The 20,632-nt window shown below is 31.1% G+C and carries 16 protein-coding genes; 11 read left to right on the forward strand and 5 right to left on the reverse strand.

Annotated features, from left to right (window positions below):
* Nucleotides 1–22 precede the first annotated feature (22 nt).
* Together AC3IPI_RS16770 and AC3IPI_RS16775 are read right to left on the reverse strand one after the other, a co-directional pair.
* A complete protein-coding gene (locus AC3IPI_RS16770; protein WP_489154260.1) occupies nucleotides 23–958 on the reverse strand; it encodes a hypothetical protein in 936 nt (311 codons plus the stop codon).
* A 100-nt stretch (nucleotides 959–1,058) separates the two neighbouring features.
* Nucleotides 1,059–1,793, reverse strand: coding sequence for a hypothetical protein (locus tag AC3IPI_RS16775; protein ID WP_489154262.1), 735 nt, complete (start codon nucleotides 1,791–1,793; stop codon nucleotides 1,059–1,061).
* A 206-nt stretch (nucleotides 1,794–1,999) separates the two neighbouring features.
* Here AC3IPI_RS16775 and AC3IPI_RS16780 point away from each other — a divergent pair, with 206 nt between their 5' ends.
* Entirely contained in the window at nucleotides 2,000–3,061 is a 1,062-nt protein-coding gene (locus AC3IPI_RS16780) for a hypothetical protein (RefSeq protein ID WP_489154264.1), read from the forward strand.
* Between the two features lie 39 nt (nucleotides 3,062–3,100).
* Nucleotides 3,101–4,075 carry a hypothetical protein gene (locus AC3IPI_RS16785; protein ID WP_489154266.1) on the forward strand — a complete coding sequence of 325 codons (975 nt, stop codon included), beginning with the start codon at nucleotides 3,101–3,103 and terminating at the stop codon, nucleotides 4,073–4,075.
* Between the two features lie 261 nt (nucleotides 4,076–4,336).
* Here the strand turns inward: AC3IPI_RS16785 and AC3IPI_RS16790 are convergent, their stop codons facing one another.
* From AC3IPI_RS16790 to AC3IPI_RS16800, 3 genes are read right to left on the reverse strand one after another with little or no spacing between them, the layout of a single operon-like run.
* Entirely contained in the window at nucleotides 4,337–4,807 is a 471-nt protein-coding gene (locus tag AC3IPI_RS16790) for a hypothetical protein (protein WP_489154268.1), read from the reverse strand.
* A 6-nt stretch (nucleotides 4,808–4,813) separates the two neighbouring features.
* Nucleotides 4,814–8,281: a DUF6443 domain-containing protein gene (locus AC3IPI_RS16795; protein WP_489154270.1), complete on the reverse strand. Its 3,468-nt coding sequence runs from the start codon at nucleotides 8,279–8,281 to the stop codon at nucleotides 4,814–4,816.
* 2 nt (nucleotides 8,282–8,283) lie between these two features.
* On the reverse strand, nucleotides 8,284–11,805 hold the full coding sequence (locus AC3IPI_RS16800; protein WP_489154272.1) for an RHS repeat domain-containing protein: 3,522 nt from the start codon (nucleotides 11,803–11,805) through the stop codon (nucleotides 8,284–8,286).
* A gap of 223 nt (nucleotides 11,806–12,028) precedes the next feature.
* On the opposite strand from AC3IPI_RS16800, the gene AC3IPI_RS16805 reads away from it, so the two are divergent.
* Genes AC3IPI_RS16805 through AC3IPI_RS16845 form a run of 9 tightly spaced genes read left to right on the forward strand, consistent with a single transcriptional unit; the run spans nucleotide 12,029 to nucleotide 20,625 of the window.
* Nucleotides 12,029–12,439 (forward strand): prepilin-type N-terminal cleavage/methylation domain-containing protein, encoded by a 411-nt coding sequence (locus AC3IPI_RS16805; RefSeq protein ID WP_489154274.1) that lies wholly within the window; start codon nucleotides 12,029–12,031, stop codon nucleotides 12,437–12,439.
* Nucleotides 12,439–12,915, forward strand: coding sequence for a hypothetical protein (locus tag AC3IPI_RS16810; RefSeq protein WP_489154276.1), 477 nt, complete (start codon nucleotides 12,439–12,441; stop codon nucleotides 12,913–12,915). Before AC3IPI_RS16805 ends, AC3IPI_RS16810 begins: the two co-directional genes overlap by 1 nt.
* 3 nt (nucleotides 12,916–12,918) lie before the next feature.
* Nucleotides 12,919–14,322, forward strand: a complete 1,404-nt coding sequence (locus AC3IPI_RS16815; protein ID WP_489154278.1) for a GspE/PulE family protein — start codon at nucleotides 12,919–12,921, stop codon at nucleotides 14,320–14,322.
* A 33-nt stretch (nucleotides 14,323–14,355) separates the two neighbouring features.
* Complete coding sequence (locus AC3IPI_RS16820) at nucleotides 14,356–16,557, forward strand: type II secretion system protein GspD (RefSeq protein ID WP_489154280.1); 2,202 nt, start codon at nucleotides 14,356–14,358, stop codon at nucleotides 16,555–16,557.
* Nucleotides 16,557–17,753 carry a PilN domain-containing protein gene (locus tag AC3IPI_RS16825; RefSeq protein ID WP_489154282.1) on the forward strand — a complete coding sequence of 399 codons (1,197 nt, stop codon included), beginning with the start codon at nucleotides 16,557–16,559 and terminating at the stop codon, nucleotides 17,751–17,753. The genes AC3IPI_RS16820 and AC3IPI_RS16825 overlap by 1 nt, the downstream gene beginning before the upstream one ends.
* 1 nt (nucleotide 17,754) lies before the next feature.
* Nucleotides 17,755–18,276 (forward strand): hypothetical protein, encoded by a 522-nt coding sequence (locus tag AC3IPI_RS16830; protein WP_489154284.1) that lies wholly within the window; start codon nucleotides 17,755–17,757, stop codon nucleotides 18,274–18,276.
* A gap of 27 nt (nucleotides 18,277–18,303) precedes the next feature.
* Complete coding sequence (locus AC3IPI_RS16835; RefSeq protein WP_489154286.1) at nucleotides 18,304–18,996, forward strand: hypothetical protein; 693 nt, start codon at nucleotides 18,304–18,306, stop codon at nucleotides 18,994–18,996.
* Entirely contained in the window at nucleotides 18,986–19,321 is a 336-nt protein-coding gene (locus AC3IPI_RS16840; protein ID WP_489154288.1) for a hypothetical protein, read from the forward strand. The genes AC3IPI_RS16835 and AC3IPI_RS16840 overlap by 11 nt, the downstream gene beginning before the upstream one ends.
* Nucleotides 19,322–19,368: 47 nt before the next feature.
* Nucleotides 19,369–20,625, forward strand: coding sequence for a hypothetical protein (locus tag AC3IPI_RS16845; RefSeq protein WP_489154290.1), 1,257 nt, complete (start codon nucleotides 19,369–19,371; stop codon nucleotides 20,623–20,625).
* Nucleotides 20,626–20,632: the final 7 nt, after the last annotated feature.

The following is a 20,632-nucleotide window of genomic DNA, read 5'->3' on the forward strand; positions in this document are numbered from 1 at the left end:
TTGAAGATGCTTATTTAATGTTTTAATTTAAGATAAAGCTAAAAACAGTGCTTCTTGCACTTGTATTTCCTGCTTGATCAAATGCTTTTGTATACCAGTAATAAGTTCCAGCAGTTAAGGTTTTAGTATAAGGACTTTTTGCCAGGTCTTTAAACTGAAGATTACTTAAGGCATTATCTTTAAAAACATAAATACTATCTTTTTCGATACTTCCAGCAATCGGAGTTCTGCTAAACTGGAAGTTTATTTCTGTATTTGTTGTAGTACTTGCATTTGCAGGACTTGTTAGTACAGGAGTATTTGGTGCTTTGGTATCAACTAAAATAGCTCTAGATGTGTATAAGGTTTGTTTTGATCCATTACTAGCCCTTACTTTCCAGTTGTAGTCGCCATCGGTAAATGTAAAATCAAAGTTTAATGATGGTGTATTTCCTTCTTTAACTACTTGATTGTTATTATCTGTTATTTGTACTTGATAGTCGGTTGCTCCAATTATTGCTTGCCAGGAAAGTTTTTGAGCAACAGTTTTGGTAATTAAATTGTTAATTGGTGATATTAATACAATAGTATTATTTTCGAAATCATCATTATTTAAAATCTCAAAAGATTTGGTTTGATATTGTGTTTCATAACCACTATTAACTGCTTTAATACGCCATTGATATTTACCAATGTTTAATTGTCGGGTAAATGAATTTTTACTAACTAAAGTATCCACAACAATTTGTATTGGTGATGTAAAGTTTGGTTTTGCAATTTGCAAACGGTATTTTTCAGCATTTTCAACTTTATCCCAAGAAAAAGACACGCCAGTCGAAAACAAAACGGCATCATTGGACGGGGCAATCAGGTTAACTTCTTTATCTGAAATATCATCAACAAATAATATTTCTTCACAAGAAAAAAATGACAAAAAAATAATAGTAAGAGCAAATTTATATATAAGAGATTTATTCATTTTTATTGTAATGTATTTTGATTTATTAGAATTTACGCTAAAAACCAAAACTGATTTAATTAAGATTTATAAAGATTGGAAAGTGGATTATTGTATAAAACTACATGTCAAAAAGACTTTTGTTTTTTCTTTCCCCATCAGGTATTATAGATTTGGTATTTCCTTTGCAATTAGTATCGTTAATTACTATATCGGCTATATACCATTGACCTTTAGCATTAGATGACCAACAAAATTTACTTGCCTGATATCCTACGATAGTTTCTGGATTGATGTCTATTGTTTCGGTTTTTTTACCTGATTTATATAATACTATGAGATATTTTTTATCTTGAGGATTAATTAAATAATAGGCATCAGCTTGTCTTATTTTCGTAATTTCATCTGTAGATAAACTTACAGCTAAACTTGTAATAACTTGCGAGTCTTTGGTATCTTTGAGTAATCTAAAAACGTCAGTATTATAATTGGCATTTAATTCATTAACAAAACCGTTTATATCAAAGATTTTAATAGTAACCAATTCTGGCTTTTTAGGTAAACTATCAATATAGGCTACTTTTGTTTGATTCTGGTTGTATTTGGCTTTTGAGGCATATACTTGATTTAATTTTCGATTAAAAGGAACTATACCAATTGAAACGCGAATTTTATTTTCGAGTTTAGGTAATGTTCTTATTGAGAAATTATTTTCTACACCGTTTTTTATTTCTGCTTGACCGATACTACCTAATTCAGGGGAAGATATTGCAATTTTATAAGTCTCATTTTTTATTTTAGTGGTCTGGCATGCAGTACATACTACAATTAGTAATACAACTATTTTCTTAATCATAATTTAAAATTTGGATGAAATGTATTCGAGATTTTTCGTATTAAATCCGGATAACAATTTTTTAACAAATCTAACAAAATATGGGTACAATTTTGTGAGATTTTATGTAATTTTTCATATTCCAAAAAACGCTGATTTTACTAATTGTTTTAATGTTATAGATTACATTTGTTTGCGTTAATAATTACTAACTTAAATATTTAAAAATGCGAATTTATTACTCTCTTTCTTTATTACTAATTTCTCTTTCGATGTATTCTCAGTTGCATGATTCTGGCAATAATGTAGGAATAGGAACGACAAATCCTTTAGCTAAACTTCATGTGAATAATGGCGATAATAGTTATGGTACTATTTTGGCAAATGCGAGTGAAACTCCATTCTCTTTATATGCTAAAACATTAACATCAAATCAGACTTCCATTGAGGTTTTTCGACTGGGACTTAAATATGATTCAAACGAGGATAATGGTTTTGTTTCATTTTATAGAGGTCTAAGTGGTACTGGTGGATTTTTAGGCTTTTCGACTTTTGGTATCGAGCGTATGCGAATCTTAGGAAATGGAAATATTGGTATCGGAACTAATTCTCCAAGAGGATTATTAGACATTCAGAGAACCACTGAAAATAATGGAGGGCAGTCTATAGTAAATATTACAGGGTCAACTTGGTCTGGAGATGGAGCAAGCTTGATTTTTAACCAAGTATGGAATGATAATTATTATAAAACGATAATAGACAACAATGGAGGAAGTTTTAATCAAGTTGGGTCGGGATTAAAAATTCAAACTTCCTATTGGGATGGTTCAAAAGTTAATACAATAACAGCATTATCTTTATCGCCATCAGGAAATTTAGGTATAGGAACATTAACAACCGGCACACATAAATTAGCAGTAGATGGCTCAATAGGAGCGAGGGAAATTAAAGTTGAAACTATAACTTGGCCAGATTATGTATTTAAAAAAGAATATACTTTACCTACTTTAGCTGAAGTAGAAAAACATATTAATGAGAAAGGGCATTTAAAAGATATTCCAACTGAGGAAGAAGCCCTTAAAAACGGAATTAATCTTGGTGAAATGAACGCTAAATTATTACAGAAGATAGAAGAGTTGACATTATATACAATCCAACAGGAAAAAGAATTAAAATCCCAAAGTAATAAAATTATAGAACTGGAAATACAAAATACTTTTTTTAAAGATATATCTAATAGACTTATCGAATTACAGTTTGAAGTTGAAAAAATAAAAAAAAATCAATAACGCTTTTGCAATAAGTTTAACCAAATAAATAAAAAAAACATGAATAGAATACTACTTATATTCACAATCTTAATCTATAATACGGCATCAAGTCAAATTTTCTCAACCAATACTACTCCAGTTGGTTGGGAGCATAACATCTTGTTTAATGCAGGAACTCGTTATACAGTAACACAACAAGGTCCTGCTTTTGATATTCCAACTTTGTTTGATGGCAGAATGATGCCTCACTACACTTCTATACCTATATCAGTTGCAAATCCAAGTGTGATTCTTATCGAAGGATTACCAGAATTTCATACTCAGGCTGGAGCATGGATAGGCTGGACAACACGTTATTGGCCAGCAACGCGATTTAAAATTGAAGGCTTTGATTCCAATGGTTGGGTGACTTTTGTAGATTATTCTTCAACTGATTATGTTGGATTCAGTTTTTCAACACGTATTGTCACTCCAGGAACTTACACAAAAGTAAAATTTACATTTTATACAGCTGAAGGTGTAAATGGAAATTTAGGTATTTCTGAATTATTTTTTATTCATCCTGAAGCCACAACTCCTTATGCCGGTTTGTTTTCTTCGGCTATTAATAATTGGGAATTTAACGGAACTAATTTAGCCTATAACGGAAATGTTGGTATAGGAACAGCAACAACCGGAACACATAAATTAGCAGTAGATGGCTCAATAGGAGCAAGGGAAATAAAAGTTGAAACTACAACTTGGCCAGATTATGTATTTAAAAAAGAATATAGTTTACCAACTCTAGCTGAAGTAGAAAAACATATTGCAGAAAAAGGACATTTAAAAAATATTCCAACCGAGGATGAAGCTCTTAAAAACGGAATTAATCTTGGTGAAATGAACGCTAAATTATTACAGAAGATAGAAGAGTTAACACTTTATATGATAGATGTAAATAATAAAGTAAACAACCTAGAAACTAGTAATAAAAAGCTTTCTGATGATAATAAAATATTACTTAAGAAAGTAATGAAATTAGAGGGGAAATAGTTTGATATCATGTATGTTTAATAAAAAAAGCAACTCAGTTACGAGTTGCTTTTTTTGATTTAGATTGTGTTTTATCATTGCGGGCGCAAAGTCGGGATACGTTTGCACAGCATATACACGAAATTTTATTTTCTAGGGAAGACTTCGGATAGATGTCTTTTTTAATTTCATGCAATATTACCACAAATCTCAGATTATCTGTAAATGTTTAGATAGAATAATTAACCACCAGTATATCTGATACACTTCTCATCACCTTCATTATTCACATTTGATCCAACTGCTATCATCTAATTTATTTAGAACTTTTATTTTTTCTTTGGAAGATTCAATATACTCTTGAATGAAATCTATATATTTAAATAAATCTCTTTCGTTAGCTTTTATATCATTGAGAAATGAAATCAATTCTTGTAAAGATTTATATACATTGCTAAAAGTCAATAATTTTAGTTGCTCTCTATTTTTTAAGAGAATAAACTTCCTTCTGTGAGCATTCAAATTTGATACGATAAAAACTCCCGTAAGTTCGGTTTCAATTTCCTTACTACTTAATATCTCTGTAAAAAGTAGAGGCATTTTTTCTGATTGAATACTGTCTGCAATTCCCATTTTAAAAAAATAACTTCTTGAAAGTTTTTCAGCACAATCATTGTCTTTATTAGCTACCTGCGCATTTAATAATTGCATCGTAATGAACATAATTCCAAAAGCAATACGTGAAAACATCATATAATTTTATTTTTGTAATTCGTCAATAATTTTATTTGAAACTTTAGTCGCAGGACCTTCCTCATTATTTGGATTATTAATCCTGTTAATAATATCAGCTAGACTTGCATGGGCAATCTCATGACCAAAAGTAACACCAATTAATTGAGAAAAATTAATTCCATCAGGTAACGATTTCCCATAACCATTCATACTTTCAGTTTTGTGTTTTTCAACAGTAGCGGTTACATTTTTTTCATATATGGTCATTTCAAAGCCTTTTACTTTAACTCCAGACACATCTCCTGCCGAATCTCTTTCGGTAACTTTTACATAACCATTAGATGATGGTGCTGTTTCTCCTAAAATCAAGCCTCCTTTTTCATTTTCTGGGGCGTTATCTTTATCTATTGATACATATGTTGGAATATCTGATTGTACAAGCTTATCAAATTGCTCTCTACCTGTAGCTGTTTGCTGAAGAGCCTCCCCTAAATTTTTATCATCAGTAGTTGCATGTTCTGTATATGCACCTTTGCCTTCATTAGCTTTTTGGTCATAAACCAACTGACCTGCTTTATTTCTCCAATCATCAGGTGCCATTCCATCGGGATCAATAAAAAAGATTGGATTATTAAAAGCATAATTATATGGACTATATCTTCTCATTTTCTCTGCTAACGGGTCAATGTTCATCCAACGTCCTAATGAAGGGTCATAATTTCTTGCACCATAGTCATACAAATCTAATTTAATTCCTCCAATGTCATCGTCTTGTAGCTCTTTTCCATTATACTTATACTTTTGAGCAGAGGCATTCCCTAAAAGAACAGTTGCCCCATTATAACCTTTATGTTTGAGCCCAAAAGGATAGTAGTTGTTCTCTTCTACAATGCTTAGGTTTTTATCATAACTCAATCGCACATTGCCTAAATGATCTTTGTATTGGTAAATATATTCATAAGTCCCCAAATTATTATTTACATAGCCTTCAGGTTGAGAGAAAAACTGCAGGATATTGTTCTCATAAATAAAACCACCAGCATAATCAGTAATACTAGGAGGAGTAGGAGCACCTTTATTTACAATTTTGCGTTGTTTCACCCCAGTGGCATCATAGTCATAATTAATAGTACCCGCTGCAAAAGTAATCTTTGTAGGTAAGTTTAAATGATTATATGCAATAGCTAAGATACCCTTGTTGGCATCGGTTTTCATGTTTCCGTTCGGGTCATATTCATATTCTACAGGAAGGCTAGCTCCATTTTTAAAACCTTCGGTACTACCAGAAGAATCTTCTACTTTATCGAGTCTATTTCCTGTATAAGTATAAGCCAAGTCATCCATTTTAGCAAAATTAGTAGCATTTACATCTGTATGTCCTAATCTTGTTAAACTCATGATATTTCCGTTCTTATCATAGCCTAAGCCTTCGTTGTATCTACCAGGATTTAAAGTTGAAATGTCATTAGCTAGTGTTAACCTGTTCAATGCATCGTAGGTATAAGCATAACTTTTTAAACTAGAATCAGTATTAGCCGTTTTCCATAAAGTTTGGCTAATGTTTCCGTTGTATAATTTTCCTGTTGCACTATCATTGTAATTAATCTGAAAAGCAAATAAATTACTTCCTAGCGCATTTACATTATTGATGTTTTTAAGCCAGCCACGAACATTATAACCATAAGATATGGTTTGTAATTGAGATTGAGTTGTTTTTCCACCTACACTTTTCTTGTCTAATTGGCCTAAATTATCATAACTATTGGTTGCAATGAGTTCAGGAGTCTGGTTGTTAATGGTTTGTTTTTGGTTAAGCAACCTGCCCATATGATCATAGGTAAAAGAATCTACAACCTTAATTTCTGCTACAGCTCCTTTTTTATGAGTTGTAGTAGTTTCTAAAACTTTGCCTCCAAAATCAAGCAGACTAGCCGAGGTGCTTACCGTTGCTAAAAAGTTATTTTTATTGTAGTTATAAATAAGCCTTCCTTTGTCATCATAGTAATTTACATCAGTAGTCCAATTGGTTGTTCCTAGTACACGTATTTTACTTCCTGTTGCAAGGCCTTTTGTATTAGTTGATATAGCAGCACTACTACCATCAAGATCAAAATTGTAATCGTCATAATAATTAATCGTCAATAAATCAATCCCTATATTTGGGAAAGCAACATTGGTATAGTTTACACTAGTTCCTGCAATATTTATAGGAGTGGTTTGTTTGGTCTCGAACAAAACAGTACCATTGGTTAAACGCTGAACAGCAGCTCTATTATTTTCAGTAGCATTTGTATATTCTCCAGTATAAACAGGTCTGCTAAAAGCATCGTATTTGGTGAAAATCCATTTGTTGCTTACCTTTAAATTAGCATCTTGAGTAAGAACGGGTCTATCGAGTTTATCATATACAATATATTCCCAATCTTTACCAGGAAGTTTTTTCTCGATTAAGCGATTGCGCTCATCATAATGGTATTGGTAACATAAATTACTCAAAGTAGGCTCTGTAATTATTCCTTCAGCTTTAGGAGGTAACACCAAGGTAAGGTTACCGTAATTATCATATATGTAGTACGTATCATGAGTTCCATTATTATAGGTTCTCTTTAGCACCACACGACCTTCTTTATCTTTAAACTCCTCCGTAGTATTGTTGTTACCAACTATCCAGTTTTCGTCTTTAGTTACAGTTTTGTATAATTGTCCAGCAGCATAAGCAGAGACAGTAACAGTAGGAAAATAAACTCCATCAGTATTAAGTGCAGTACTTACAGGATAAAACTTAACAGTATCAGTATCAAGATTAGTCTGGTAATCCATTTTTATCTCATGACCAGAGCCGATAGCCCAATCCTTACCAGGAGCCGCTTGTTGCAACACCCGATTAAGCGGAGAGTCTTCAAAGGCTTTTTGAGAGAATGGGTTAGGAGTAACACCAGTAAAGTCAGATGAATAAAAAGTACCATAATGTGTATTGGCTCTGCTAACAGCAGTAGTATTATCTCTAAAAGCTGCAGTAAGACCATCCTTTTCCATATATGGCAGATATTCTTTGTCTTGTCTTCCAAAACCATCGTATAGTATCGGAACTACAAGATCTTGTTTGGTAGGTGATGCTTTTATGGCAATACTTTGCATAGGCCTTCCTAATCCATCAAAATAAGTGATGTTCTCAATTACATCGCTATTGTTTACAATTGCTGCTGGATCAGTCATTGGCGTCTGAAAAGTACGGGTAAAGATGTAATTTTCTTTACTTGGTGTAAGTGATATATAAGCATCAGAACTTACTTTGGCCACAAAAGTACTCCCAGCCTGTATGTGTGTATTGGGGCTAAGAATAATACTTTGTGTAGCGATAAGAGTTACAGGACCTGTTGCGGCTGTTACTGTATAATTGGATTTATTTATTGTTGCAGGTATTTGGGCATGTAGAGTAGCTGTTATAAAAAACAATAAAACGGCAGTATATTGGGATAAAGTTTTCATCATGATTATTGGTTTTTATAACGATATTGGTTTTCTGAGAGTAAATTACCTTGTGCATCTTTTACAAATTGTAATCTGTTGGCACTATCATAAGTATATGTGATTTTATATCCTTTAGGATCTGTTATAGTACTAACTCCAACTAGCGGAATATAAGTGTAGGTTGTTACCATTGTAGTTGGTAAGGCAGTACGCAAATTGTCTAGAGCCTTGATTAAAATATTTTCGTTAGCAGCTGTATTGGAAGCATCTTGAGCAGTAGTAATTAAACCTGCAGGAATGTTTGCGTAAGTAATGTTCTCAATCTTGGCAATGGGCTGAGATTTGTTATACCCCCAAATAATACAAACAGGTATGTTTCCGTCAGGAGTATATTGCTGTACATTTCCTTTATCATCATATTTATCGAAAGTAACTTTTTTGTCGGTTGCAGAATTTAAAGCAACTGTTCCTTTGTTTGAATAAATAAACTTTGGTAACAGTAAGTTAGCCGTAGTAGCATCTTGTGTATATTCGTTTTTTTGCTCCGATAATTTTAAACCATTTTTAAGACTTTGTGTCACTAAAGGATTTCCGATTCTGTTTTTAGCAATTAATTCATTTACAAAAGGCTCAGTAGCCATTTCAGGATCTTGTGGATAAAAATATTTGGTTTCTAATACTTCTTTATTAGAGTTAGTTGTGGTTTGCGAAGTTAGTTGCAAACTAGTCGGACTTGTATTGTAGAAATAATTTTCTGTTTGCGATACGCTATTGCCTTCAAAATAATTAATAGTTGTTTTATTCTTTAATTTATCAAACCCTGTATAGATTTTAAAATAAGGTATTTTCAAACGGCCTTTATAATTTTCAATGGAATATTTGTTGGCAGCATACACCCCATCATAAGCAAAAGCGACTAGAGGATATTGCGGAATATCATGTAAAATACTTGGAAAGCTTACACCTGAAGGAAAAATATGTTTAGAAATGTAAGAATTTCCGGTACACATCTCATTTTGGTCTAATAATTCGTAATTAATTTCATCTACATACCCCATGTTTTTTTCTATCTGCTCCCCATAATAGTTGAACAACTCTTCTTTTACGATAGTTTTATCGTTATAGGATAATTTTTTAAGTAATTTACCTCTATGCCAGTCTTTAGGCTCCATTTCCCTTGAATCATCAAACAATGGTATTTCTGAAAACAAAGGTTCTTGAAAACTAAAATAATTATCATCTTTAATCTCTTTTTTTGTTGTATTGTCATAATCAATTTGACTAACTTTAGTATAACCAACGTTTGAGCCACTTGTTTTATATAGTGACAAAACAGAAGAAGAAGATAATCTTATTCCAAGTTCAAGATTTAATCCCGGATAATCTGTATTTCGATCTGGCCTACCTAGAGAAATACTTTCAACATATGAAGGTACATTCATCATTCTTCCTGAGCTAATATTATTATCATCTAGGTATTTGAAATTGGTAGTATATTTTGCATCATTCAAATTATCATTCACATAGGTGTTGATGTTTTTTATTCGCAATCCGCCTACATTCACATCGTCTTTTACTTTATCCCTGTATTTAACAATAAAAGTAGAAGTATGAAATACATAAGGAGGATTTTCTATAAAATAATTTTGAGTAATTATAATTTTCATTCTATAAGTATCTTTACCGCCTACTTCAAAATACTTGTTTATTATTCCTGTTGGGTTATCATCCTTAGAAATAGTTCCAAGGTATCGAAACGATTTAAAAGTACCATCTTTTTGTTTTTTTTCTAGGTCAAATTCAACCTTATTATATAGAGAGCCTATACTTGAGTAATTAGGGACTTTAAAAGGAAAGTCAGATTTTATAGATATACTTGTTTCGCTAGATTTTAGAGAAGTACTGTATATGCTTGTCTCAAAAGGTTCTCCGTAATATATTTTACTAAACATGGTTTTGTCACTGTAAGGAGGGTAAAAATCAACCAAACTTCCTGAGACCATAAAATACGGTTGTATTATTTTATATCTCTCATCAGAAATAGCGTCAAAATAAGTTGTGGTTGTCGCCCCAGTTAAAGCTACGTGGTTTTCATAGTTGTACTTTTTAATTCCTCCTTCTGGAAATTTTATGCTCTTTAGTGAAAATGTTTTAGTATATAAAGTATCTAAATCTCTGTTAAAACCATTGCTGCTTTCTACATGGTATTCTGGTAATAAATTTTCTGGAAAAAGAGAAACGTTTGAGGTTTTACCATTAAAATACCCCCAATGATCTTGAGCTTTTGATGATTTAGATGGAATTTTATTAAATAAATAATAATCAAAATTATATTTTTCTACAACAGCATTTTTTGCATTATAAAATTTAAGGGCATCGAGTCTTACTCGTTTGTCAACTGCATCTTTACCAAAAATATTTTCATTTGCCTCAAAATAAGTCTGCACTAATTCAATTCTCTTTATCAGGTTACCAGAGTTATCATAAATTTTAATTTCTTGTAGTTTTTTGGCTCCTGCTTGTAAATCTAATCTGTTACCATAAATAAAATTTATCTTACCTGTTGGAAAAATAATCTCAGAAACTAGTTTTTCTTTTGTACCTGTGATAGTCGATTCATAACTGCTACCAACTTTTTCTCGTAAAGATCGTGTAATTGTTTGGCTTACAGCATTCGATAAGTTTGTATACAACATATAATTAGCAGTAATGTAATTATATGTGATTTCTTTGTTTTTAGTAGAAGTTATTTTTTTTAATTGCCAAGACTGATCAAAATCTGTGCTTCCATACTGGCTTATAGATGATGTTCCATCTTTGCCTAAAACCAAACTATAACCATTAGGTAATTTAATTGAAAAGTTGTCAAAGTAACTCGAGTTGGTTCGTGATACTAATTCATAATTAATATTGATATCATCTAATGGAAAAGTAATAAACTTTTTTAATTCTTGACTAAACATAAATTTACCGCTATGACCAAAGAAACTATAATAAAATTCATCTGGGCGTGTATCTTCATTACCATAAGTGTTTCTAATATCATTTCCTGCTAAAAAAGCTTTTCCATAAAATCCAGATCGGCTCCCATATTCACCACCTTTTCTACAATCATATTCTGTGCTTTCAGTAGGGTCTATAGAAGTTTTTAATCTACCAATTCCAAATGTGTCCTTATTATTGTAATCCTGACTTACAAAAAATCTCTCATCAGGGGCACCATGATTATTTCTTGTAATTTGCCCACCAATATTCAAATTCCATCCCAAACCTACAGATGTAGCTTCTTCCTCTACTTTTATACCCCCAGTATTATATGAAATAGAAATAGGTACTTCCATTCCATCTAAATTAATAGTATAAAGAGGAATATCTATTGAAGGCTGTCCAGTATAAAGAGAAACATTATTTAATAATCTTTTTTTGAATTGATATGATTCTGGAGGTAGAGGAATTCCATAATCATATTCTGCAGATTTTTGACTATATAAATTTAGTGTTATTAGTGAAATTGTTATAATAAATTTAATTTTTTTTGTAATCATTAGGTATTGAATTGTAATTTTAAGAATAAGATTTTATGGTTTTATTGTAATTTATTGATTTTTAGTTTGTTATTTTTTTCAAAGTTGAAGTTTTAATTGTGGCAATAATAGCACAATATTTCTCATTATTTTAATGAAATATTAATAGAATATTTCTTATTGTGAAGAGGAACGTTTCTTCAATAAAAAACATATATTTGCCAACATTAAAATAATCAGAATTTTGAAAAAATATTACTTTAAGAAAGTTTCATCTTTCAACCTACAAGAGATGTTAATTGTATTGGCAATAATTGGTATTTTACTTCTAATTGCATTACCGAATTTGATGCCGTTAATTACAAAAGCTAAAAGTGTAGAGGCACAAGTGCAACTAAAAGCGATTTATAATGCCGAGAAGCAATACTTTTTTATGTATTCTAAATACAGTCCTGATTTTGCTGAGATTGACTTTGAAGCCCCCAAAACTACAAAGGAGAATGGTAGTGCAAATTATGTTTATGAAATTGTGCAATCGACTAATAATGAGTTTAAAGTAAAAGCTACCGCTATTACTGATTTTAATGGTAATGGTGTTTTTAATGTTTGGGAAATTGATCAGAATGGCGTTCCAAAACAAATTATAAATGACTAATGTGGCTATTAAAACTATTATTAGTTGTTTTGTTTTTTATAATTTTATATCAGGATTATAAGGATCGCTTGGTATATTGGTTTTTATATCCATTAATTGGTATTCTGGCTTTTGTAATCCAGATTACTTTTTTACCTCTAGAGTCTGTCTTATTTAATATTGCAATTAATTTAGTATTAGTATCTTTTTTATTATTGGTTTGTTATAGTTATGCCAAATTAAGAAACCTTGATTTTAAAAACTCATTTGGATTGGGCGATGTACTATTCTTCCTCTTTATTTCTTTTTCCTTTTCTATAATCTCCTTTTTTGTTCTTTTTCTGTTTTCATTATTGTTTTCATTGGTATTGCATTTTGTTTTATCAAAAAATGATGAAAATAAAACAGTTCCACTTGCGGGATATATGTCTTTATTTTTTGGAGTTGTTTACAGTGCCACTTTTTTTTATGAGAGCAATTTTTTATATGCCTATTAACCAATGATTAATTTTGATATCCCCATAGAGTTTCAACAACTTGTCAAGTCCGAACAAGCCTATCATTACAGGATTATTCCAGTTGGTAAATTTGAGAATTTAATTGTGTTAAAAACAGATAGTCATGATATATTAAGTTTGCATAATGAGTTATCTGTTTTATTAAGTTTTCCAATTAAAGTAGAGGAGGAGAGTACCGAAAATATTAATCGTTACTTAAGTACTAATTATAGAAAAGTATCTTCTGATAATGTTTCTAATATTCATTATTCTACAGATTTTTTAGAAAAAATAGTTTTGAATGCTAAAGAAATAGGGAGCAGTGATATACACTTTGAACCTTATGAAAAAAATGCACGAGTTCGTTTTCGTTTAGATGGTAAATTGAAAGAACAATTTCATATTGCTACTGACGAATATCCTGTTATCATAAATAAGATAAAAATCAGGGCACAACTAGATATTTCGGAAAAAAGATTACCACAAGACGGTCGTATTACAATGGTTACAGATTACGAGGATTTTGATGTTCGTGTATCTGTTCTTCCTACATTGCACGGTGAAAAAGTAGTACTACGTATTTTAAGCAAAGATACCAGTCATATAGATATAAATGCACTTGGTTTTACAGAGAAAGAACTAGTGACTTATCTCGAAAATATCAAAAGACCTAATGGAATTGTTCTCATTTCAGGTCCAACAGGATCTGGAAAAACAACTACTCTATATGCAACTTTAAAAAAACTAAATTTGCCAAATACTAATATATTAACTGTTGAAGATCCTATTGAGTATACGCTGGAAGGAATTAATCAGGTACAGTTAAAAGAAAACATTGGACTTGATTTTGCAACTACACTAAGAACATTTTTGCGACAAGATCCAGATGTTATCATGGTTGGGGAGATTCGAGATGTAAATACAGCCAACATGGCTATACGTGCAGCTTTAACAGGACATCTTGTATTGTCTACAATTCACACCAACTCGGCTTGGGCTACTGTTTCCCGACTTATCGATATGGGAATACCTTCATTCCTTATTGCGAGTACGCTTAATGTAAGTGTGGCTCAGCGTTTGGTAAGAAAGCTTTGTGTGCATTGTAAAGTAGAAGAAAATGTATCATCAGATCTTTTTCCTACGGGGTTTTCAATACCAGAAACTCTAGAGAAACATTATATGGCTGTAGGGTGTGAAAATTGTTACCATACAGGGTATTCAGGAAGGAAAGCGATTTATGAAATTCTGCCTATTGGAGGAGAACTTTCAGCCTTAATTAAAAATAACCAATTAGATATTAATACCTATTTAGAAGAAAATGAAATTTTCACATTAAAGAAAAATGCATTATCTCTAATTAAAGACGGAACAACTTCTGTTGATGAAGTTTTTTCGCTACTCTTGTAAATAATTTAAAAGCCATATATCTGACTTATATTCATGAAAAAAATAACTACTTTCCTTTTACTATTAATTTTTCAAATTTCATTTTCTCAAGAAAATCGGATTCTGCAACTTAAAAATAATATTGAAGCAATTAGTGCTGATGCACCAGGGTTAACAGAAAAAGTTAATATTAATATTAAAGAATCATCACTTTCTAGTTTCTTGATGGCTGTGTCCGAGGTTCATAAAATTAATATTAGCATTGCACCTAATTTAAGCCAGATAAATATTGTAAATAATTTTAACAATGTTACTGTTGGGGATCTTATTCTTTTTTTATGCAAAGAGTATAATTTAACAGTTGATTTTACAGGAAATATCCTTTCAATTAAATCCTACGAAAAACCGGTCGAAAAAGTAGCTGAGAAACTTATTGATGTAGTTTACGATGCTCCTGATAATTTACTTTCTCTAAATTTAAAAGGAGATCAATTATATGGTGTTTTCAAAAAAATAATGGATGTTAGTGGGAAAAATTTGGTTTTTGCTCCAGGCCTGGAAAACCAATTACTAACAGTATATATTAAGAGTATGCCTTTTGATGCTGCATTAAATAAATTGGCTTTTGCCAATAATTTAACTGTTTCAAAATCGAGAGATAATTTTTATATTTTTGATCAATTAGAAGGGACTTATTCTAAAGAAATTGGTGGTGATGCCAATGCTATGCGTCAAAACAAACCATTACGTTCCCGAAAATCAAATTTTTTCTTTACCATAATTGATGCCGATAAAAAATTATTAGATGTTGATTTTGAGAATACTCCAATATCGAGTATAATTTATGATATAGGGCATGAATTAGATATCGACATGTTTATATCTAGTCCTTTGGAAGGTGCGGGTAATGCGACTGTTAAAGCAAAAAATATATCTTTTGATGCATTACTAAATAAACTTTTTGAAATTAAGCCAGATAGTAATGTAGGTGCTGCGTCACAATCACAGTTTAATAGCTCTAATAATGGTGGGAATGTTCCTGTTTCAGCAGGACAATATAGCTACATGAAAAATGGCTCTATTTATTATTTTGGAACAAAAGATCAGCTTGTTGTTAGAAACATAAAAGTTATTCCATTAATGTACCGATCAATAGATATATTAAGTGATCCTGCAAAAGAGGGAAGAAGCGCTGGAAGACTAAATAACAATACTAATTATTCAAATTATAACTCAGGTAGTAATTCAAACTACAATTCGTCTGACAGATCAAATTCAAATTATTCAAACCAGAATAATAATTATAATTCTGGAGGTAATGCTTCTTCAGGCGGTTCTTCATCGTCTGGAAGTTCAAGCAATCCATCCGAATCTATTTTAAGCATCATTCCAGATGAAATAAAAAGAGAGCTGGATATTAAAATTGATAAAGAATTGAATAGCTTTTTGGTAAATGGCCCGGCAGCTAATATTGAACGTTTTGAGACCTTCATAAAGTATATTGATAAAGCAGTTCCGGTTATATTAATAGAAGTAATGCTTTTGGAAGTTAATAAAAGCGCTACTGTTGAGACAGGAATAAATGCAGGGATAGGAAATAAACCTGTTACAACTACAGGAACTTTATTTCCTAGTGCAGATATCAATTTAGGTGCACAAACAATCAATAGTATTATAGATGGTTTTAACGGATTTGGCTCATTAAATATTGGGAAAGTAGTTCCTAATTTTTATTTAAGTCTTAAAGCTATGGAAACTAATGGGAATCTAAAAATCCGTTCTTCACCTAGATTATCTACTTTAAATGGACATAAAGCTTATTTATCTATAGGAGAAACAACTTATTATGTTGTGACTAACCAGAATTTTTATGGATCACAAATCCCCCAAACTTCTGAAGTTAAGAATTACCAACCTATCGATGCAGAATTATCTGTTACTATTATGCCATTAGTTTCAGGCGATGGACAAATTACAATGGATATAAAAGTAATCCAATCAAGTTTTAATGGACAAAAAGTAGATAAAAACGCTCCTCCAGGAATTAATTCAAGAGAGTTTACTTCTATCATTCGAGTTAAAGATCAGGATATAATTGTCTTGGGAGGTTTAGAGGAGTCTGTTAAAAATGATTCAGGAACAGGAGTGCCTATATTGTCAAGAATTCCAATTATTAAATGGTTATTCAGTTCTCGAAAACGCGAAGATTCTAAGAAAAAATTATCGGTATTAATTAAACCTACAGTTATTTACTAATGACTATTCCATCATTAACTACTTTTTTACTTGGGAACCAATATATAGGTATTGAGCACTTCACTTTAAATAATGAAGAAAAGATTGCTTTGCTATTGGTCGAAAAGAAAAAAGAAGGATTAGTAATAGAGAAAAAAGACAAAGTAAATTATACAGGTAAAATAGCTGATAAATGGGATAAAAAACTTCCTTTTTTTTTAATTGTAAATACCAATCAGGTTATTCAAAAAGAAGTAACAGGAATTGAAGTATCTGATGAAAAATTATTACTTAAGGCTTTTCCAAACACAAATTGGGATGAATTTTATTTTGAAATTTGGCGTTTAAAGACTAAATCTGTGATTGCCATAACGAGAAAAAGTTATCTGGATGATTTGCTTTCCCATTATGAAGAGCAAAAAATATTAGTTGCAGGAATAAGCCTTGGTATTTGTTCTATAGCCGAAATATTAAATTATACTGATGAAAGAAAGTTTTTTACGAACAATCAAATAGTATCAAACGAAGAAGGGAGTCAGATTGTTACACCTAATATTGAAGGTTTAGAAGCAATTTATACTATTAATGAACTTAGCATACACAATACTCATTTGTTGCCTTTCTCAGGTTTATTACGACTTATAACAAATAATACTCAAAACACAGGTAGCAATATTGTATATAGTGAAGTGCTTTATGATAATTATAATCAAAAAATATTTTTTTCTAAAAGTTTAAAAATAATGGTTGGCGTTGTATTGGGAATTTTGGTTATCAATTTCTTTTGTTTTTCACACTATTATAAATTAGCTCAAAATACTTCAGAAACTTTATTAATAAACGAATCATCACTTGGAAACGTAAGTGCAATAAAACAAAGAATCCAAGCGAAAGAACTGAAAGTAAAAAGTATTACTGACAGAGGATCTTCACAAAGTTCACTTGTGATTAATGAAATTACAAAGAGAATACCACAGTCAATATTATTAAACGAATTAATATACGACCCTTTAGTAAAGAAAATAAAACCAGAAGAGTCTATTGTAACAGAGGAAAAAGTAATTACTATTTCGGGTACTACACTAGATAATAGTGCTTTTACAAATTGGGTTGAAACTATAGAAAAACTAAAATGGATTGATAATGCTGTTATTACACATTTTGGGAAGAATGAATTAAACGAAACTGAATTTTCTATTAAACTAACACTTAAGTAAGATGAGATTAAATAGAAGAAATAAATTGCTTTTGGGTGCTTTTTTCTTAACACTTTGTATATGTTATTCTTTTGCAATTTCGAATACAATTGGATATTATAAAGAGTATAGCGCTAAAGAAAAGCAGTTGGCTAATACCAATGAAATGCCAAAATTAATTACTCAGCTAGTACAAAAAGAAAAACAGTTAGACTCGTTTTTATCTCAATATAATATCAATCCTTCCGAATCTTTTCAGAATGATTTGCTGAAACAATTAAATACTTATAGTACTAACTATCATCTTAAAATTATCGATTTTAAAGAGCCTCATAGTATTACCGAAAAAGGATTTGTAACAACAAGTTATATTTTCTCATTAGAGGGATCTTTTAACGGATGTTTGGCATTATTAAACAAAATTGAAAATAATCCTTCACTAGGCAATATAAAACACTTAAATTTTACTAAAAAGAGAAACTACAAAACCAATGTAGATCAATTGAGTGTAGAAGTTATCATGCAAAAAAATCAGGGAGCCTAAACCAAACCCGAATATAAAATTTACAATATGAAAAAGAATATTTTATTAGTTGCGATATTTGCGACGCAGATTACTTTTGCCCAAAGTATTTTTCCTGCTGATGGTGGTAATGTAGGGATTGGCACAACAACTCCTAATTCAAAATTAACCATTAGATCAGGTACAACAGGCGTTAGTATTCATCCTGGCTCTGGCGCAAATTCTTATTTTGGATGTATAGGTTTTAATAGAGAAGCTGCAACTGGAGAAATATTTGATAACAGAGCTTATGCATTTCAAATTAATAATGGGAATAATGTATATGACAAAAGTCTTCATTTTCAAATTTACAGTGGTGACGGGGGGCATATTAACACTAATGCGTTGGTAATTAATGGGGCGACAGGAGGAAATATCGGAATTGGATTATCAGATCCATCAGCTTTATTGGATATTTATTCTCCTTTACCTCTTGTAGGTAGTTATGATACTCAAAAATGGTCAACTAGTAATGCTGATTATAATCTTAAACTACAAACTATTTGGAATTATAGTGGAATAAATCAAGAATTTATTCAAAGATTTAATGGTGTTGATTATAAATCACTAGTTTTTTATCAAGGTAATATAGGTATTGGAATATCTAATCCTGCAAATAAATTAGACGTAAACGGAACTATCCATTCAAAAGAAGTAAAAGTTGATTTGACAGGATGGCCGTGGCCAGATTATGTTTTTTAAAAAAGAATATACTTTACCAACTCTCGAAGAAGTTGAAAAACATATTACTGAAAAAGGACATTTAGAAAATATTCCCAATGAAGAAGAGGTTTTAAAAAACGGTATCAATCTAGGGGAGATGAATGTGAAACTCTTGCAGAAAATAGAAGAACTTACTCTTTACGCTATTCAGCAAGGGAAAAAGACTGAAGAATTAAATACATATGTTACTGGTCAAAATAAGCTAATAGATGAACAAAATAAAATTATAATAGAACTAAATAAAGCTAGAATAGAACAAAATAAGCGTTTAGAGAAATTAGAGAAAGATACACATAGAAAATAAATTTTAATTTCATAAAAAAAAAATAAATAATTAAACTCTACCAAATCATGAAAAATAATTTTCTTTTAGGAGTAATCCTAATAGGAGCAGTTTGTACAGCTCAGAACGATACTTCGCCATTAAAAACAGGATCACTTAGAATTACAAATGATGGGATTCATAATTCTCTTTTTGACAGTGGAAATGTCGCCAAAATGAATATGGGGTTTGATGGTACTACAGGCTACATTAAATTTGGTGCGCATACAGGGGATGGTCAAAGAGATAATATTCTTTATATGAGAGGTAGCGATGGTAATGTGGGTATTGGCACAATAACTCCCTTTCAAAAGTTTGTAGTCTCTAATGATGGTGCAGAAGGATTTGAAGTTTATTTAGATAAACCACTTAAAGTTGTGGGGTTACAATCTTATGATAGGAGGATTAATGCATATACTAAGATGGAGCTAGACGCTAGTCAGTTTTCATTTATGCATGGTAATGTTGGTATCGGAAAAATCAACCCTGATTATAAACTAGATGTGGAGGGCAGAATCGCAGTTGGAAGTATATTTGTAAAAAAGTTAGATATTACTAATGATGGCGGCTTTAACTCAACTATAAATAGCAGTGGGGTTGCATCTATTGATATGGGTTTTGATGGCGCTACCGGCTATTCTAAATTTGGCGCACATACAGGAGATGGTTATAGAGATAATATTCTTTATTTAAGAGGTAGTGATGGTAATGTTGGTATTGGTACAGCTAAGCCCTCTCAAAAGTTTGTGGTTTCTAATGATGGAGCAGAAGGGCTAGAAGTTTATCTAGAAAAATCTCTTAAAATAGTAGGATTGCAGTCCTATGATAGAACTGGAAATGCTTATTCTAAGATGCAACTAGACGCTAGTCAGTTCTCATTTATGCATGGTAATGTTGGAATCGGAACCATAACAACTGGAGCTCATAAACTCGCTGTAAATGGTTCAATAGGAGCTAGAGAAATTAAAGTTGAAACTACAACTTGGCCAGATTATGTATTTAAAAAAGAATATGATTTGCCAACATTGAAAGAAGTGGAGAAACATATTACTGAAAAAGGCCATCTACAAAATATTCCAAGTGAAGAAGAAGTCCTAAAAAATGGTATAAATTTAGGAGAAATGAATGCTAAACTTTTGCAAAAAATAGAAGAACTTACTCTTTATCTTATCGAGCAAGGTAAAAATGCAGAAGAATTAAAGCTTCACGTAAAGGAACAGAATAAACTCATAGACGAACAAAATAGACGTTTAGATAAACTAGAGAAAGATTCATCTAGAAAATAATAATTAA

The sequence above is a fragment of the Flavobacterium sp. GL_143 genome (assembly GCF_057834355.1).

What these genes read in the sequence shown, in the direction of transcription:
- AC3IPI_RS16770 (WP_489154260.1), bottom strand. Translation starts at nt 958, where the DNA reads ATGAATAAATCTCTTATATATAAATTTGCTCTTACTATTATTTTTTTG.
- AC3IPI_RS16775 (WP_489154262.1), bottom strand. Translation starts at nt 1,793, where the DNA reads ATGATTAAGAAAATAGTTGTATTACTAATTGTAGTATGTACTGCATGC.
- AC3IPI_RS16780 (WP_489154264.1), top strand. Translation starts at nt 2,000, where the DNA reads ATGCGAATTTATTACTCTCTTTCTTTATTACTAATTTCTCTTTCGATG.
- AC3IPI_RS16785 (WP_489154266.1), top strand. Translation starts at nt 3,101, where the DNA reads ATGAATAGAATACTACTTATATTCACAATCTTAATCTATAATACGGCA.
- AC3IPI_RS16790 (WP_489154268.1), bottom strand. Translation starts at nt 4,807, where the DNA reads ATGATGTTTTCACGTATTGCTTTTGGAATTATGTTCATTACGATGCAA.
- AC3IPI_RS16795 (WP_489154270.1), bottom strand. Translation starts at nt 8,281, where the DNA reads ATGATGAAAACTTTATCCCAATATACTGCCGTTTTATTGTTTTTTATA.
- AC3IPI_RS16800 (WP_489154272.1), bottom strand. Translation starts at nt 11,805, where the DNA reads ATGATTACAAAAAAAATTAAATTTATTATAACAATTTCACTAATAACA.
- AC3IPI_RS16810 (WP_489154276.1), top strand. Translation starts at nt 12,439, where the DNA reads ATGTGGCTATTAAAACTATTATTAGTTGTTTTGTTTTTTATAATTTTA.
- AC3IPI_RS16815 (WP_489154278.1), top strand. Translation starts at nt 12,919, where the DNA reads ATGATTAATTTTGATATCCCCATAGAGTTTCAACAACTTGTCAAGTCC.
- AC3IPI_RS16820 (WP_489154280.1), top strand. Translation starts at nt 14,356, where the DNA reads ATGAAAAAAATAACTACTTTCCTTTTACTATTAATTTTTCAAATTTCA.
- AC3IPI_RS16825 (WP_489154282.1), top strand. Translation starts at nt 16,557, where the DNA reads ATGACTATTCCATCATTAACTACTTTTTTACTTGGGAACCAATATATA.
- AC3IPI_RS16830 (WP_489154284.1), top strand. Translation starts at nt 17,755, where the DNA reads ATGAGATTAAATAGAAGAAATAAATTGCTTTTGGGTGCTTTTTTCTTA.
- AC3IPI_RS16835 (WP_489154286.1), top strand. Translation starts at nt 18,304, where the DNA reads ATGAAAAAGAATATTTTATTAGTTGCGATATTTGCGACGCAGATTACT.
- AC3IPI_RS16840 (WP_489154288.1), top strand. Translation starts at nt 18,986, where the DNA reads ATGTTTTTTAAAAAAGAATATACTTTACCAACTCTCGAAGAAGTTGAA.
- AC3IPI_RS16845 (WP_489154290.1), top strand. Translation starts at nt 19,369, where the DNA reads ATGAAAAATAATTTTCTTTTAGGAGTAATCCTAATAGGAGCAGTTTGT.